The organism is Peribacillus sp. NPDC046944 (genome assembly GCF_050272735.1).
Taxonomy (GTDB): Bacteria; Bacillota; Bacilli; order Bacillales; family DSM-1321; genus Peribacillus.
The window spans coordinates 507,184-522,947 of record NZ_JBNNML010000002.1 but is presented as its reverse complement, the minus strand read 5'-3'; the positions used below and the strand labels follow the sequence as shown (position 1 = coordinate 522,947).

Annotated in this window: 14 protein-coding genes and 1 pseudogene; 5 read left to right on the top strand and 10 right to left on the bottom strand. The window is 40.1% G+C overall.

All coding sequences use genetic code 11. The annotated features are described in order from the left end of the window. Window positions 1-137 precede the first annotated feature (137 nt). The 3 genes from ACQKIC_RS05520 to ACQKIC_RS05510 are packed head-to-tail and all read right to left on the bottom strand — an operon-like array spanning window position 138 to window position 2,134. Window positions 138-989: an ABC transporter ATP-binding protein gene (locus ACQKIC_RS05520; RefSeq protein WP_407408292.1), complete on the bottom strand. Its 852-nt coding sequence runs from the start codon at window positions 987-989 to the stop codon at window positions 138-140. After that, window positions 986-1,393 (bottom strand): GntR family transcriptional regulator, encoded by a 408-nt coding sequence (locus tag ACQKIC_RS05515; RefSeq protein WP_402871525.1) that lies wholly within the window; start codon window positions 1,391-1,393, stop codon window positions 986-988. The genes ACQKIC_RS05520 and ACQKIC_RS05515 overlap by 4 nt, the downstream gene beginning before the upstream one ends. A 24-nt stretch (window positions 1,394-1,417) precedes the next feature. Next, complete coding sequence (locus tag ACQKIC_RS05510; RefSeq protein WP_402871528.1) at window positions 1,418-2,134, bottom strand: hypothetical protein; 717 nt, start codon at window positions 2,132-2,134, stop codon at window positions 1,418-1,420. Window positions 2,135-2,338: 204 nt separating this feature from the next. Here ACQKIC_RS05510 and ACQKIC_RS05505 point away from each other — a divergent pair, with 204 nt between their 5' ends. Continuing rightward, a complete protein-coding gene (locus ACQKIC_RS05505; RefSeq protein WP_402871530.1) occupies window positions 2,339-2,575 on the top strand; it encodes a hypothetical protein in 237 nt (78 codons plus the stop codon). Window positions 2,576-2,663: 88 nt separating this feature from the next. Here ACQKIC_RS05505 and ACQKIC_RS05500 read toward each other — a convergent pair whose 3' ends face one another. Next, a complete protein-coding gene (locus ACQKIC_RS05500; RefSeq protein ID WP_427591520.1) occupies window positions 2,664-3,851 on the bottom strand; it encodes an LL-diaminopimelate aminotransferase in 1,188 nt (395 codons plus the stop codon). A 317-nt stretch (window positions 3,852-4,168) separates the two neighbouring features. On the opposite strand from ACQKIC_RS05500, the gene ACQKIC_RS05495 reads away from it, so the two are divergent. Continuing rightward, window positions 4,169-5,026 (top strand): SPFH domain-containing protein, encoded by an 858-nt coding sequence (locus ACQKIC_RS05495; RefSeq protein WP_427591521.1) that lies wholly within the window; start codon window positions 4,169-4,171, stop codon window positions 5,024-5,026. A 48-nt stretch (window positions 5,027-5,074) separates the two neighbouring features. Here the strand turns inward: ACQKIC_RS05495 and ACQKIC_RS05490 are convergent, their stop codons facing one another. The 4 genes from ACQKIC_RS05490 to ACQKIC_RS05475 form a co-directional block, all read right to left on the bottom strand. After that, on the bottom strand, window positions 5,075-6,244 hold the full coding sequence (locus tag ACQKIC_RS05490) for an MFS transporter (protein WP_427591522.1): 1,170 nt from the start codon (window positions 6,242-6,244) through the stop codon (window positions 5,075-5,077). A 251-nt stretch (window positions 6,245-6,495) separates the two neighbouring features. After that, a complete protein-coding gene (locus ACQKIC_RS05485) occupies window positions 6,496-7,560 on the bottom strand; it encodes a C45 family autoproteolytic acyltransferase/hydolase (protein WP_402871545.1) in 1,065 nt (354 codons plus the stop codon). Between the two features lie 305 nt (window positions 7,561-7,865). Further along, window positions 7,866-8,030 carry a hypothetical protein gene (locus ACQKIC_RS05480; RefSeq protein ID WP_427668557.1) on the bottom strand — a complete coding sequence of 55 codons (165 nt, stop codon included), beginning with the start codon at window positions 8,028-8,030 and terminating at the stop codon, window positions 7,866-7,868. A gap of 19 nt (window positions 8,031-8,049) precedes the next feature. Continuing rightward, the gene (locus ACQKIC_RS05475) at window positions 8,050-11,133 is read right to left on the bottom strand and encodes an efflux RND transporter permease subunit (RefSeq protein WP_402988943.1); all 3,084 of its coding nucleotides are present in this window, start codon (window positions 11,131-11,133) and stop codon (window positions 8,050-8,052) included. Window positions 11,134-11,228: 95 nt separating this feature from the next. Here ACQKIC_RS05475 and ACQKIC_RS05470 point away from each other — a divergent pair, with 95 nt between their 5' ends. Together ACQKIC_RS05470 and ACQKIC_RS05465 are read left to right on the top strand one after the other, a co-directional pair. Further along, window positions 11,229-12,059, top strand: a complete 831-nt coding sequence (locus tag ACQKIC_RS05470; RefSeq protein WP_402871554.1) for a TetR/AcrR family transcriptional regulator — start codon at window positions 11,229-11,231, stop codon at window positions 12,057-12,059. A gap of 271 nt (window positions 12,060-12,330) precedes the next feature. Beyond that, a pseudogene (locus ACQKIC_RS05465) lies at window positions 12,331-12,783 on the top strand (hypothetical protein); the annotation flags it as partial. 617 nt (window positions 12,784-13,400) lie between these two features. Here the strand turns inward: ACQKIC_RS05465 and ACQKIC_RS05460 are convergent. Further along, entirely contained in the window at window positions 13,401-13,730 is a 330-nt protein-coding gene (locus ACQKIC_RS05460; protein WP_427591524.1) for a hypothetical protein, read from the bottom strand. A gap of 373 nt (window positions 13,731-14,103) precedes the next feature. Here ACQKIC_RS05460 and ACQKIC_RS05455 point away from each other — a divergent pair, with 373 nt between their 5' ends. After that, complete coding sequence (locus ACQKIC_RS05455; RefSeq protein ID WP_427591525.1) at window positions 14,104-14,481, top strand: hypothetical protein; 378 nt, start codon at window positions 14,104-14,106, stop codon at window positions 14,479-14,481. Window positions 14,482-14,856: 375 nt separating this feature from the next. On the opposite strand, the gene ACQKIC_RS05450 is transcribed toward ACQKIC_RS05455, so the two are convergent. Then, the gene (locus ACQKIC_RS05450; protein WP_427591527.1) at window positions 14,857-15,732 is read right to left on the bottom strand and encodes a hypothetical protein; all 876 of its coding nucleotides are present in this window, start codon (window positions 15,730-15,732) and stop codon (window positions 14,857-14,859) included. Window positions 15,733-15,764: the final 32 nt, after the last annotated feature.

The following is a 15,764-nucleotide window of genomic DNA, read 5'->3' as shown; positions in this document are numbered from 1 at the left end:
AACTTGCTATATCATATGCTGCTTGTCCTTTTAGCGTTCGAGAAATTCATGCCCCCCTAGAAAATCCCTTAGACCAAAAAAAGGAGATCCATCCGAAGACAGAACTCCCTTTTAAATCCTTATAGCATCACCACACCTCACTTTAACAAATAGGTGACGGCTTCCTCTAGTTCAACAAATTCATCCGTATGCCACTGCATGTTTTCCTTTTGAAAATACGCTTCTGTTTCGAGTGGCAAATTAGACGTAATCATCCGCAATCCCTTTCTTTCTATTTCCCCTGGAATGGAGAATGCCGGCAGATCCTCTGTTAACCAATACCGTTTATATTGCTGTCCCAACTGATCCTTTTCGAAATGACCGATGAGCTGGCCGTGATTCATGAAAATCAGGTAATCAGCAAGTTTGCGGATGTCTTCCATTTGGTGGGTCGAAAAGAAGATGGTTTTCCCTTCCCTCTCCATCCACTTAATCAAAAAATTCATGTATCGCTGTTTTGAGATGATGTCCATAGAAGCCGTTGGCTCATCCAGGATCAATAGTTCGGCATTTCTTGCTAAAGTCAGCGCAGCTATTAGCTTTTGTTGATTTCCCTGGGACAACTTTCCATACTTCTTATTCAGGGGGACCTCGAAGGTTGTGATCACCTCGTCAAACAATACCTGATCCCAAGTGGGATACCATCTAGAAGATAACCGCAGTAATTCATGCCCCGTAAACGAATCGCAGCCAATCAAAGCTTGCGGCTGATAAGCGACTTTTTGTTTCCAGGCTTCATCTTCCTGCTTCGTATTCTTCCCAAAAATGATAATATCACCAGCATCTTGTCGCGCCAATTGCATGACCATCTTCAGCAGTGTGCTCTTCCCGGCGCCATTATTCCCAATCAAGGCTGTCACGGTACCTGGCTCTAGCGTCAGATCAATCGGTCCCAACGAAAAGTCCTCGATTTTCTTTTTGACAGAATGAATCTCAAGCGACGTTGTCATGGTTTCCCCTCTCCTTTTTCCGTTTTGAGCTCTTCTATTAAACCCGTAAAAATCTCCTCAATTTCCTTGAATGAATAGTTTTGTTGAAGTGCAGCTTCAATGCTATTTTTCATGGCTTCCTGGACTGATTTTATTTTCACACTGCGGAGTAGGCTTTCCTCAACGTCTGCCACGAACGTCCCTTTTCCCTGGATTGTTGTGATAAAGCCTTCCGTTTCTAAATCTTGATAAGCTCTACGGGTCGTGATGGCACTTACTTCCAGATCTTTAGAAAGCATCCTGATCGATGGCAAAGGTGAACCCGAAGACAGCTGTCCGCTTGCTATCAAAGCTTGGATTTGTGCCGTTATCTGATGATAAATGGGGATTCTTGATTCTTTTGATAAACGAACCGGCAGCTCCACTTTACTTCTCCTCCCTATATATCATTATTTTAAATAATCAATTTGGAACATTTTCTTTTTCATATATCGCTTCCAGAAGTAATAGCTCCCGACCGTTACGACTGCCGAAATGAGACTCGAACCGATCGCGAAGTTCTTCGCGGCTTCCATCGCCCAACCGACAACTCCCCTATCTGTTTTCAAGGATAACCACACGAGCACGGCCGTCACTCCACCATAAAAGACTACACTATATATACCTAACTTAATCGGGGTGATTCGTTCCCCTACATCACTTGCTGCAAAAACGAAAGAGGACGAAACACCAAAAGCCAGCCAGATAATCGAGAAGGCAACATACTCCAAAACAACCATGGATTCTAGAAGTCTTGGAGTAAATAATAACAAGAACAAAACCTGGAAAGGCAGACTAGGGAACAGCATGTGAACAAACCGGCTTTTAATCAATACTTCCTTTTCGATAGGAAACATATTTAACATCATGAAAAACGGGGACACCCAAACATCTCCCTCCACCTTTTGAAGCTGCAATTCTTTCGGCCTTACCATGAAGGCCACACAACCAAATGACAATATAAAACCAATGTCGGTCAAAAGTGATGGTGCCTGAGTCTCCACTTCCAAAACCCATGAATAGGAAGCAGCCAGTACAAACAGTGCAAAGAATAAACATAGCGTGCCGAACCAAGATTTCCTCCATTCGATACTTGCGAGCCAAAAAGCATCTTTCCATGTATTCATCATCTAAACTCCTCTCAAATTGTTATGGTGTTTATATCTATATACACACTATATGTTAAATACATACAATTATCAACCATAAAAGTAATTTATAGGTAAAAAAACTGATGGACTCATAGAAAAGCTTAATCCCTTAGCACTTGTATATGGGAATTTTTGAAACCTTTCTAACAGGGTAGCCGTAAATAAAATAGGAGGTGTACCATGAAAAAGTATGCGATATTCATATTGAGCTTCTTGTTTCTCTTTACCTTGCTACACATTTCAGCAGGTCTATTATTAACCGCTACATACACTCCCGATCCCACCAACGCACAACTGAGCCTCCCATTAACCCAGGAAGTGACTTTTGGTGACCAGTCACAAATCCCGACTTTATTGATTGCAACAGTAGCGGCCACTTTAGCTTACCTAGTCCCAACGAAATGGGGAAAGAATTAAATAACAAGAAAAGACCGTTCAACTATATGAACGGTCTGGAAATACCTAATCCGAAATAACAAATGACATTAGGCTTAGGATCTTCCATCTAATCCTGCGCCACTATTTGATAGTCTATCAAAAACGCCCCTATCCGTTCGGCCGCTTCTGTCAATCTCTCAACCGGCTGGACAAGGGCCATTCGAACATATCCTTCACCCTGTTTTCCAAAAGCATCTCCTGGGACCACGGTTACACCCGCCTTTTCAATCAGTTCATAGGCAAAGTCGCGTGACTTCCATCCAGCCGGAATGCGGGCCCAAATGAACATTGTCGCAGCAGTTTTCGGTACGTGCCAACCGGATTTTGCGAGACCCGATATCAAGGCGTCACGACGGGCTTCATATACGTTCACCTGATCGGACAACAAGGAAAGGTTGGAGGTAAGTGCCATTTCGGCCGCCTTTTGAATCGGGTAAAAGACCCCATAATCGATATGGGACTTCAAAGTCCCTAAGATGTTCAGTACTTCTTGATTTCCGACTGCATACCCAATACGGCAGCCGGCCATATTGAACGTTTTTGAAAGCGAATTGAACTCGATCCCAACCTCCTTTGCACCCGGGATGGATAGGAAGCTGATCTGAGGATGATCATCGAAAATCAGTTCTGAATAGGCAAAGTCATGTACGACCAGAATGTCGTTCCTGTTTGCAAAGGAGACGACCTCGGCAAAAAAGGTTTCATCCGCAAGGGCCGTGACTGGATTTCCTGGATAACTAAGGATCATCAGCTTCGTCTTGGCCAAGATATCTGCCGGAATATCACTCAGCTGGGGCAGAAAATGATTCTCTTGCGTAAGCGGCATCGGATAGATCACGCCACCTGCAAGATTCACACTTGCTTCATATATCGGATAGCCCGGATCGGGCACCAACACATAATCGCCCGGGTCAATCATCGCAGTCGCCAAATGGGCAAGTCCATCCTGCGATCCCATCAGCTGCAATACTTCCGTATCCGGCTCAAGATGCACCCCGTAACGCTGTTCATAAAAAGAACAAACAGCATTATGGAATTCCGGTATTCCCTTCAACGTATACCCGTATGCAGTTGGATCTTTTGCATACTTTACAAGTGTATCTCTTACAAAGTCCGGCGGAGGCATATCCGGACTTCCGACACTCAAATCAATAACATCCTTGCCTTCCCTCAACGCCTTTTGTTTACGGTTCGCCAGCTCCGAAAAGATTCCCGTTTCGAAATTCCCTACTTTTGCAGATGGAGTAATTTTCATGATAAGTCCCCTTCACCTCGTGTTTTTTATCTAGTGCTTTAGTAAATGTCCTGTTCCTAGCTTGTCAGCTTTATAGGTGGAATTTGTTCTTTACGTTATCTAAACAGTTCGTGGTTAGTTCACGAATACCTCCAAAACCTTTATTATGAAAGGATATCTTGAATATTGAATAAACCAACAGGTAGACTCATAGATTCCCCTTAATCATTTACACCATTTACCATTTATTATAAAATGTAATGGGAAATATTATCAATATATGAATATATATAGAAATGCAATCGGGACGTACTACATGTTGAAATGAGGATGACACTATGGGTTTTAAGGATTTTATAGGTAAACAATTTCTTGATATTATCGAATGGGAAGACGCCACCAACGATACCTTGGTCTATAAGTTCCCCATGAAAGATAACGAGATTCAAAATGGGGCACAGTTGACCGTACGCCCAGGCCAAAACGCCGTTTTCGTTGAGGAAGGAAAAGTGGCTGATGTATTTAGCGAAGGAATGTATAAGCTTGAGACGAAGAACCTCCCTATCTTAGCAGACATTAAAGGCTGGAATACCGTAAAAAGCCCAGAGCCTGCCTACCGGCCTATAGACGCTAATCTTGCAGGATTGAAATCGAAAGATCCTCTGTTTCATGATGAAGTGTTTTTATCGAAAATCAATAATATGTTTCTCCAATTACAGCAAGCTTGGATGGAGAAACAGTGGAACAGCATCAGACCGTTTGAAACCGATCCATTATTCAATATGCATAACCGGCAATTACAGTCCTATATTGACCAGCATAAAACGAATGTGGTTGAAAATATCGCCATCCTTGAATCGAAAATCGTTCGCTATGAAAATGACGGATCCAATGACGAACTCGATGTATATATCAAAGCCCGGATGAATGATTACGTAATCGATGATCACACCAAGAAAGTCCTCAAAGGCAATCCTGACCGGGATATTCACATGTCTTATATCTGGACACTGATCCGTAAGGAAACAGTATTGACCGAGACTCAAAAAGAGAAATATGATGTGACGCAATGTCCAAACTGTGGAGCGAATGTCAGTATCAACGCATCCGGACAATGCGAATATTGCGATAGCGTAATTTCAAGCGGGGAATACGATTGGGTGCTCTCCAAGATCAAAGTCATCAGCCAAAAATAAAAACGAGTAGGAATTTCCTAACTCGTTTTTTCTTATTTATGTTCTCGATTAGCTGCTTGTTTCCACTAATCGTTTCCTTGCATGGAACACTTGATAAAGGACCAATGCAAACAGCGATAGGATCGCACCGGATATAAAAGGTAAACCGATGTAGATGGAGAATAACCAACCACCTATAGGAGGGCCCGCAATCCTTCCGAATGAATCAAAGGAAGAAAGTAAGCCCGTGACCCCACCATGGCCGGATGTTGAACTTTTAGTGACCAGTGCCGAGATGGCAGGGCGGATGACACCGTTCCCCAATCCGAAAATCGTCAGGAAAATCGCCGATGTCCAGAAATTAGTCGAGAACAAGATGAGCACAAATCCAATCGCCGATATGACAATTCCGATTCGAATGACGTTTCCTTCCCCGAACTTCTTGGTCATCGGTCCGATTAATCCACCTTGAACAATCGCACTACCGAATCCCATGATCATAAAGATATAACCTAATTGAACAAGACTTATATCAGCCTTTTGGGCTGCAAAATAAGCAAACGTCGTCTCTAAGCCCGCCATGGAAAGGGTAATGATCAATTGCAGAATAAACAGGACGCTCATCGGGCCTTTAAAGGATTTCCACATGGACACCTTTTCTTCCGTCCGGTGGGATCTTTTTTCTTCAGTAAGCGATTCTTTCAGTAATATCATGACTAATATGAGGGTAATGATGGATGAAATGCCGGCGATGTAAAACGGCATATTCAAACTCGTCTCCGAGAATATCCCACCAATGGCCGGACCGAATATGAAGCCAAGTCCTGTAGCGGCCCCAATGATTCCCATCCCTTTTCCCCGTTCTTCAGGTGTCGTAATATCTGCTACGTATGCCATGGCAGTTGGCATATTCGCTGAAGATAAGGCACCCCCGATAATCCTGGCGATGAATAACACCAGTAAAGAATCCGCCGATGCCATGATGAAAAACGAAACAGCCAAGCCTGCAATCCCGATCATCATAACCGGCTTCCGGCCAATCCTGTCAGATATCCGGCCCCACATTGGTGCGAATATCAATTGCATGAACGAATAGACAGCCATCAAAAGACCAAGCTCTGTCGGGCTTCCTCCCACTTTTTCAGCCAGGAAAGGCATGACGGGAATGATGATTCCAAACCCAACCATGACTAAAAACATCACTAAGAAAAGAACGGGTAGTACCTTTTTTGTTTCCATGATTTATCTCCCTCTATTCCCCATTTGGTAGAATCTTCTGTTAGATTTTATATGTATCCACTTTACCATCCATTCTATTATACAACTATCCCTTTACACAGCATTGTTTCATACTATGTTCATTCGTTTTAATCTAATAATGATGTCGTCATCCCTACATATTATCCTCATCATGTAAAAATACACTCAATTTTGGAGACACGAATAAATAAAGAAGCCCAATCCAAAGATCGAGCCTCCATTATCCACTCTTACTCACGGAACCAATTCGCCCCTTCATCCATATGTACAAATGGGATGGTGGTATCAATCACACCCATGATTCTTTCTTTTTCAATATCTTCTCCTGCAAGCCATTTTGCAAAGTCCAAAACCGTAGGCTCCTGATTGCCGCCCAGTGCAATCCATGCTTTCATTTCACGCGGCAAATAAACCGACGTATGGATCGTCCCTGCCCAGCTGCTGTACAAATCGGAAAAAACACCCTGATTGGTGTCGTTAAACAAACGAAATGCTTCATATGTATCCGAGATGCTATCCTGTTGTTGATGGATAGTGTCCAATCTCCGTTTCGAATCCACAAGATGATGACGGTTTTCATGCTTCAGGATCTCAAAATGATTGGTGCAGGCAGTCGCTGTCCGGACCTCCACATTTCTTGGGGACGTTTCTATTATAAAACTCTTCCCACTTCCATCATGAACGACGTATGTGAATGAATGTCGATGCGGAATTTCCTTCAGCATCGCAACGGCTTCCTCGACATTTGCACAAGACTCCAATATCAATCGGCCAATCATGCAGCAAATGAATCCATCGCCGGGATTTTTCCGATTCATGAAGTTATACCCTATCGATAGCCCTTTTTCGTTCATCCCATCCATCCGTCCAGTCCCGCGTTGGCTCGGACCGATGCTCGCATACCCCTGGTCCGTCGGCTGGAATAGCACATAACGTCCCTCATAGGTTTTCGGATGGTAATCATAATTACGCACCAAATACGAATCGCCTGTCATGATCGAACAACCCGATCGAACATAATCCAATCTATAGCCGCCGAACTCCTGGAGAACACGTTCGATTGGCCATTTTAATGCTTCTTGGAACCCGAGTATTTCTTCCCATACGCCAGGTGCAAATGAAGTAATTGCATTTTTGACCTCTTCCTCTTCAACCGTAAAACGTGGCTGCCTTACTTTCCACTGATCTTCACGATTTTTAACAGTGAGGGAATCCTTTAACTTTTCCCCCTGCATGAATCCAAAGTCATAATGCGTACCCCTAAATTGTAGTATTTCACTGTATAGGTGCTTCACGAATTATCCCTCTTTTATCCTAGTGGTTATCTCCCATTAAGAATACTCGATGTATAGTTGAAAATAAAGAAACTAATGCTTTTTATTTAGAAATTACTCACTGATTCGGTGGGATATGGTTTTAAAACCATTCAAAGGGATGATGGCCTCTATGAGAATGACCCCTATTAATATAACAAGTGGCGTGGAAATAATTCTGTAAATGTAAGAGTATTTCGGTATAGTAAAAAAAAGGTTACTATGAATCTGAAGGAGATGACTATTTATGGCTTGCCCAATAACGATTAATATTAAATGATAAGCTTTTATTTGAAGCCATCCGTTTTCTGAGCGCGGACCATTTCCTTAGCATTATGATTAGCCGTTACCAACTCTTCTTCTAGAAAAGGGACTGTAGCAATACTTTCATTGAGGTCGGCACCGATAATATCTCCTGGAATGCCGCAAAAAAAGCCCCACAAGATGATCATCATCCTGCAGGGCTCTCTTTTAGTTTTCGTCTATTTCATTACGTTTTTTCTTGAATAGTTTTGATAATACTTCGTAAACGATTGGAACGATAAGCAATGTTAATAGCGTTGAACTTGCTAATCCACCAATTACTGTAATACCAAGACCTTTTGAAATTAAACCGCCGCCGCCTGAGCCGAATGCTAATGGCATTAATGCTCCGATGGTTGCAATGGCCGTCATCAGGATTGGACGGAGTCGTGTTGCGCCAGCTTCTAGAATGGCTTCACGCATACTCATACCATCACGTTCCATATGAATGATCCGGTCTACAAGTACGATGGCATTTGTTACAACGATACCAATTAACATGAGAAGTCCCATCATGACCGATACCGAGATCGTTTCACCAGCGATTAATAAACCTACAAACGAACCAATGACCGTAAACGGTAAGGAGAACAGGATAGCAAATGGTGCGACACCCTCACGGAATGTGACAACAAGGATGAAGTACACGATTGCGATTGCTGCGATCATGGCTAAACCAAGTTGGGTAAATGTTTCTGACATATCCGCTGCTACACCGGCTACACCGATTGTCACGCCTTTTGGTAAGTCTAATTTATCAATGTCTTCATCTATTTCAGAAGTAGCCTTTGAAATATCTTTATCTGTGATGGTTCCTGAAACAGTGGCGTAGTATTCACCTTTACTACGGGCCAATGTATTCAACGTGGTTCCTTCTTTAACCGTGACCAATTCAGAAAGTTTCATCGTCGTACCTGTTGCGGTTGGTACTTTTTTATCTAACATATCATCAATTGATTTTGGCTGTTCGTCTTGATCTTGCTGAACGATGACTTCTACTGACTCACCGTCTTTTTCAATGGTTGTTAATACTTCTTCTTGGGTAGAAGGGCTTAACATCCCAATGATTTGAGCTGTAGTTAATCCATACTTCAATAATTCATCTTGTTCTACTTTGAATGTATATTCCACATAGGCATCCTCTGTACTAGAAGAAACGTCCTTTAAGCCGTCATTTTTCTTCATAACGCCTTCTACTGTTTTTACCGCGTCATTTAATTTACCTAAATCTTCACTGTAGAACGTGTAGCTGACTTCATCACTCGCCACAGACATAGACGAGAAGTTCTGGCTCTTCCATTCGCCTGATTGACCAATATTGAAGACATATTCTTCAATCTCTTCCCGTACTTCCGGGAAGTTTTTCATGTCTGGGTCAAAGATCAGGTACATGAGGGCACCGCTTCCGCCCCCGCCCATCATTGCGGCCATGGAGTCGCCATCCTCTGTTACGGATAACTGAACAATATCAATCTCGTCACGTTTCAGTAACTTCTTTTCCACCACTTCAAGGTTCGCTAATGTTTCTTCTTTGAGCTCCCCTGGTTCTGGTGTGTAGGTTAAGTACATCACTTTTTCTTCTTCGCTACCTAAGAAACTAAAACCGATTAATGGCGTTAACGCCAAACTGCCGGCTAATAGAACCACAGATATGATGGAAGTGATCACTTTATGATTCAATGTCCATCTAAGAACACGTTTGTATCCCTTAGCTAATTTGCCAAGCTCTTTATGATTACTCTCGGTCTTCTCACCATATAATTTTTTCTTAAATAAGAAGTGAGATAATGCCGGCACAATCGTTATGGCAACGACTAACGAAGCCAAAAGGGCAAATGTCATGGTTAATGCAAATGGCGTGAACAGTTCGCCTACCATACCGCCAACGAAGATAAGCGGAGCGAATACCGCAACCGTTACTAATGTTGATGACATGATTGGCTTGAACATTTCGATTGTCGCTTCTCGCACCAATGCACGACCCGTTAATTTTTCATCTTTCAAATGCATGCGTCGGTAAATATTTTCAACAACAACGATCGAGTCATCGATTACACGTCCGATGGCAACCGTAATCGCACCCAATGTCATGATATTTAATGTGATTCCCAGGCCATTTAAGATTAGGAAGGCCATAAAGATTGAAACAGGAATCGAAATGATCGAAATGATCGTCGATTTAATGTCCCTTAGGAATAAAAGGATGATTAATATCGCAATTAAACCGCCGAATAGCGCTTTTTCTATCATCGTCGAAACGGATTCCTCAATTGGTTCCCCTTGGTCAAGACTGACATCGACAACTAGGCCATCAATCTTTTTCTCTTCTTCTTTAATTAGATCTTTTACATCGTTAACCACGTCAACTGTGTTTGCTTCCTGCCCTTTGACAATTTGAATGGCAATCGCATTTTCACCGTTCGTACGTGATACGGATTCTTCTTTCCCAACTAGCTCAACTTTAGCAATATCGCTAAGTTTCACAAAAGGTGCTGGATTGCTAGCTGATGGTGTTACAGGAATAAGCATTCCCTTCAATTCTTTAGCTGTCATGAACTTACCGTCTACTGAAACGGCCTGTTCCCCTTCTTCGAATTCGTAAAGGCCTAATGATACAGCTAAATCACTTGCCTGAATCATTTCCTTTACCTTATCTTCCGTAAGGTCCAGTTTAGCCATTTTTGCTTCGTCATACGTTAATTCAACTTCTTCTATATGCTGGCCAGTGGTAGTGGCCGAAGCAACCCCGTCGATTTTCTCGATTTTTGGAAGTAAACTATCTTCCACGGTTGACGTTAATTCAACAATATCCTCTTTTGTACTGCTTACACTCAATGCCATAACAGGCATCATGTTTAAGCTGATGGCTGTAATCGTCGGCTCTTCCGCTTTCTCCGGTAACTTTACTCCGTCAATTGCCGATTCAAGAGCACGCTTCGCCTCATCCATATCGATCCCATATTCATATTCCACTTGAATATTGGACATATTGGAATACGAATTGGAATAAACGGCTTTCACGTCCTCAAGCCCTTCAACCGCTTCCTCTAATGGTATCGAGACCTCATCCATCACTTTCTCTGGAGTAGCACCAGGATATACACCCATCACCGTTAAATAGGGAATTGTAATATCCGGGATTGTCTCCGTTTTCATTTGCGTACCCGAATAAATACCAGATACCGTAATAATAATTGTAAGGAGCCACACTGCTAGTTTATTCCTTAGAACAAAATTGACTAAACCTCTCACCTTTACACCTACCCTTAATTGACTTATCAAACATATTTACTTATACTAATGACTAATTAGTCATTTGTCAACAATATGACCTAGGAGCGAATGGAATGATTAAAAAGGAACTCATAATGGAAACGGCCATCGAACTCTTTGCAAAACAAGGGTTTAACGCTACCTCCGTACAGCAAATCACCGATCACTGCGGCATTTCAAAGGGTGCCTTTTATTTATCTTTTAAATCCAAAGATGAATTGATTATAGCGCTAGTCGATTATTTTATGATACAGCTCGTCTCAGATATTGACCACGTAGTCAAAAACACAGCAGATGAAGACCTTTTATATGAATTTTTCTATACCTCATTTAAATCTTATCTGAACCATACAGACTTCGCTAAGATTATTTTTAAAGAACAAGCACAATCATTAAATGAAGAGCTCATAACACGAATTCAACACTATGAAAGAATCAATGAAACGAGTATCCTCTCATTGGTTGAACGACTATATGGGGACGATATCATTCAAACAAAATATGATTTAACCTATTGTATAAAAGGATTCTTGCAACAGTATGCTGTTTTATTTTTATTCTATAATATACCGTTGGATTTAGTCCGACTCTCGCAATCTCTTGTGGAAAAAACGAATATACTGGCAAGGCATTCAACCATTCCTTTTATTTCACAAGAATTGACGGAAATAATCAGTCCTGTCATGTGCGAAGAAATGACAAAGGAACAGCTACTCGATCTTATGGATAATAAGATTGAGGAAATCGAAGAGTCCATTGAAAAAGAATCCTTACTCCTGCTCAAGGAGCAACTGATTGAACAAACTTTCGGACCGGCCATCATAAAAGGATTGCTCGAGAACCTTCACGCTCATCCACATTGCAAGTACCTAGCTTATTTACTACGCCAATATTATAATTTTTAACTCTAAAGAAGGGGAGAAGGCTTTGAATTAAGCTTTCTGCCTTTTTTCTATGCACTTACTCTTTATATTCATCCTTAGGTACAATTATTAACACCCTCCATTTATTTTATCATGTGTTTCTAACTTTCTTTCATTTGAATGTTCTCATTCTTGTCTTTTTTTCAACAATTGCTTGGACAGCTTTCCAACAAGTCCGATTTATGACTTTTTTTAAAACAACTCACCATTTGGGCTCCCCTTCATAATCTGTATCAGGAAGATTTTGAGGGAGATGGATTATGGGATGGGATTGACGGCTCTCCATTGGATTTATGTTTTATTCATCGTGTTGATCATCGGGTTTATGGTAAAGCGTCGGGATACCACCCTCATTTGCATCGTTGGCATCTTCATTTTGGCGCTCGTCTCTACAGGCAGTTTGGCTTCCTCCATCAGTGGCGTATTCAATAGTTTCGCTTTCGCCATTACCGAGTTAATGTCGACCATTTTAATCATTTCCATCATTGTTGCCATGAGTACAGTCTTAACGAGATCAGGTATCAATGATGTCATGATTGCACCTTTTGCTAGATTCATTAAAAACCCCACACTCGCTTTTTGGGTGATTGGAATCGTCATGATGGGCATCTCCTGGTTTTTCTGGCCATCCCCTGCCGTCGCTTTGCTTGGTGCCGTGCTGCTACCGGTCGCATTGCGGGCCGGATTGCCTGCACTAGGCGTAGCTTATGACAACAAAAGATACTAAAAAACCCCTAACCTTTTAGTGGTCAGTGCGTTTATTTTTTTGGGTTTAACTGTGCAATAATTATCATTATTTTTATCGAACTACCTATCAATCCAACCGTTCCGAAAAGAGCATATGTAAGTATGTCCACATTTAGTTCACTTGTATCTCTATCAATTAAAAAATTATTACCAATGTTACTAACACAAATAAAAATCTTCAAATTAAAGAAGGTCTTACATAGATCCTTCCAATCCTCACAACCTTTAGTTTGTAAGATAAAACCAAAGAACACTTATTCTGCAAAACCTTTCACATAACCATACTTACTCTGCAAGTATGAGTTTCTGCAATCTCTTCATGCCTTGGATTTATAGAACTTCTTGGCATGGTTTCAAGGTAACACCTTCCAAAAATAAAAAGCACCCTAGAAAGGATGCTTACTTAATATTAATTTTCTTATTACTGATATAATTTGATGTCTTCGATAACAACTGAAACAAGATTCAAACTTGTTCATCCAATTTTAATTTATTCTCTAGTAATCTATCAGTAGTAATAGAATCACGATAATTATAAGGAAAGACAGACTTTATAGACTTAGCCTCCTCCTATCTTCAATCATTTTCTATTTCATTCATTCCCCATTCAACTAAATGAAGATATGCTTCAGCTTTTTCTCTTTCAGATAAGGAATGATTCCTTGCAATTTTATTTGCCTTTAGCTTAACTTGACTATACATACTTTTATTCTTTGAGATTTTTAAATAGCTTAACATCTTATCTAGTAAAGGGTTGTCACCATTTTTGTAATTGTTAAAAGGAATTCGATTTCCACGAATGGATTCCAAATAGTTCGCATAATCTAGAGTAGTATCAAAAATGTTTTCTTTATTAGGTTTAAATGTTTCAAGGTCAATTAATGTGTCATCAGCATCATCTTCCAATAAGTTGTTTAAATCCTCAATTATTTCATGATTAACGTTTGGATTATAGGCCTTGATAAATACAGATGGATGTACAAAATTATCTGATTTGATAGATGAATTAAAGTCTTTTTTTAATCATGATCCAACTCATCCTCAGTTTTAAAATTATCTGGTTTATAATAGGAATCGTTTTGATTTTGAAATAGAGGGACTAAAGCATAAGCAGAATAAGTTATATACTAGTTATGAATTATTTACGATAAAAAGACACGAGTCCTATCCTGAACTCTATAAACTATTAGAAATATGTAATGGAGCGGTTCGTAGATTAAGAGGTATACGGCGAACATTAAATTTCAATAATGTTAATACTCAAGACATTAAGGCTTTTATGGAAGATAAATCTTTCACATCAAGTGATATATCCTATATATTAAGCCTCTGGGAAACACAAAATAAAAAAGCTCTCACTGAAATAAATTATAGATTAGAAAGAATTAATTATAACGAAGCAGAAGAGAAATTTATTGAAGCAAATGATTATTATTTTTTTAACGTCCTATTTTTATCAGAAGAAGTAGAAAAGATGGCTAGAGATCTTTTAAATAACATTCACACTTTATGGTTAAATTACAACCCAGATTATTCAATGTACGGTGCAATAACAGGTGGAATTCCCTTGTCTGAAAATGAAGAATTAATCAAACAAATTGATCAATTAAGAAGCGACTTGAAGTTAAAGATGCGACAAGAACTATTGCCAAATTGAAGATTTGTTAAAGAGCTCTCATTATATTCATTGGATATCTTATTGGACATAGCTACATGAAAAAGCGCTCATAGGATACTGCAGTAACACCACTATCACCACCAAAATGTTCCTTGCTATGGCATGGTCTGCATACCAGCTCAAGGTTGCTATGATTGTGTGATGTTATGATCATCATTGTTATCAGGTGTGATGTACTTCTTATGCTGGACGATCTCACCTGGTCCAGCACACCGTTCACATAGCCCATACTTGTTTCGGAAGTATGAGTTCCTGCAATCTCTCCAGGCTTTAGATTTATAGAACTTCTTGGCGTATGGTTTCATATATCACTTGCTTTTCATTGCAAACACTCTTTGGTTATGTGGAGATAATCTATAATAATGGACCAAGTTTGATAAAAACTCTGTTATTTACCTCTAAAGCATAAACTACATCATTTTCAATACCTAAAAGGAAATTAAGTTTCTTTCCAACTTCAACCCCTGTTGCTCTCATTTGCTTTACCAACGAACCAGTGTTTTCTTTGATATATTTCTCGTATTCCCTTAATCTAATAGCAAAGAAATCACAAGTTCTAGTTACTTCAATACTATGACCAGAAGTAGCATAGCCCATACCAAGTGGTCCATATACAGCTCCTTTTTCTGCTTCCACAAGAACTATAGAGTGTGACTGTCTAGCTTTCTTGTATTGTTCATCTGTTAATGCTGGAGATGCAGCAGTTACACCGTTTAATTGAAACCTTTCTATTGATTTAGGCCAATTATTATGTATAATTCGTATCATCTCTTGATTAGTCCAACTTCCATGTTTCATAACATTGATAATATAAGCGTGCTTATTATCAAATCGAACAAACAAAACAGGTCCAGTCCTATTGGAAAATCCCGTCTTATCTATTTTTACTCCAAGGTGTAGGTGGTGAATACCCCAATCATTTAATAAATCATCATGGTAATTTAAATTCAAGATACCTTTACTTAAATGTGGTTTTAGATCCATACCTTTTTTTATTTTTCCAATAATTAAATCCAGACCTTCCTTTAAGTCTTCAGGACAATGGAATTCTTTCGAAATCAACACCTTTCTTGGCAGTGGCGAAATAAGCCTTCTAGCATAATTAAAATATTGAAAACATACATCAGTAGTTAAGTCTTCATGTTTATAACCTGCATTGATAAGCATTCTTTTTAGGAAAGATGTCCAATCTCTTTTAAAATCAATTTTCAATTCAAAAGCATAAGGCATTATACCAATCCTTTTTTTAGAAAATTATACCA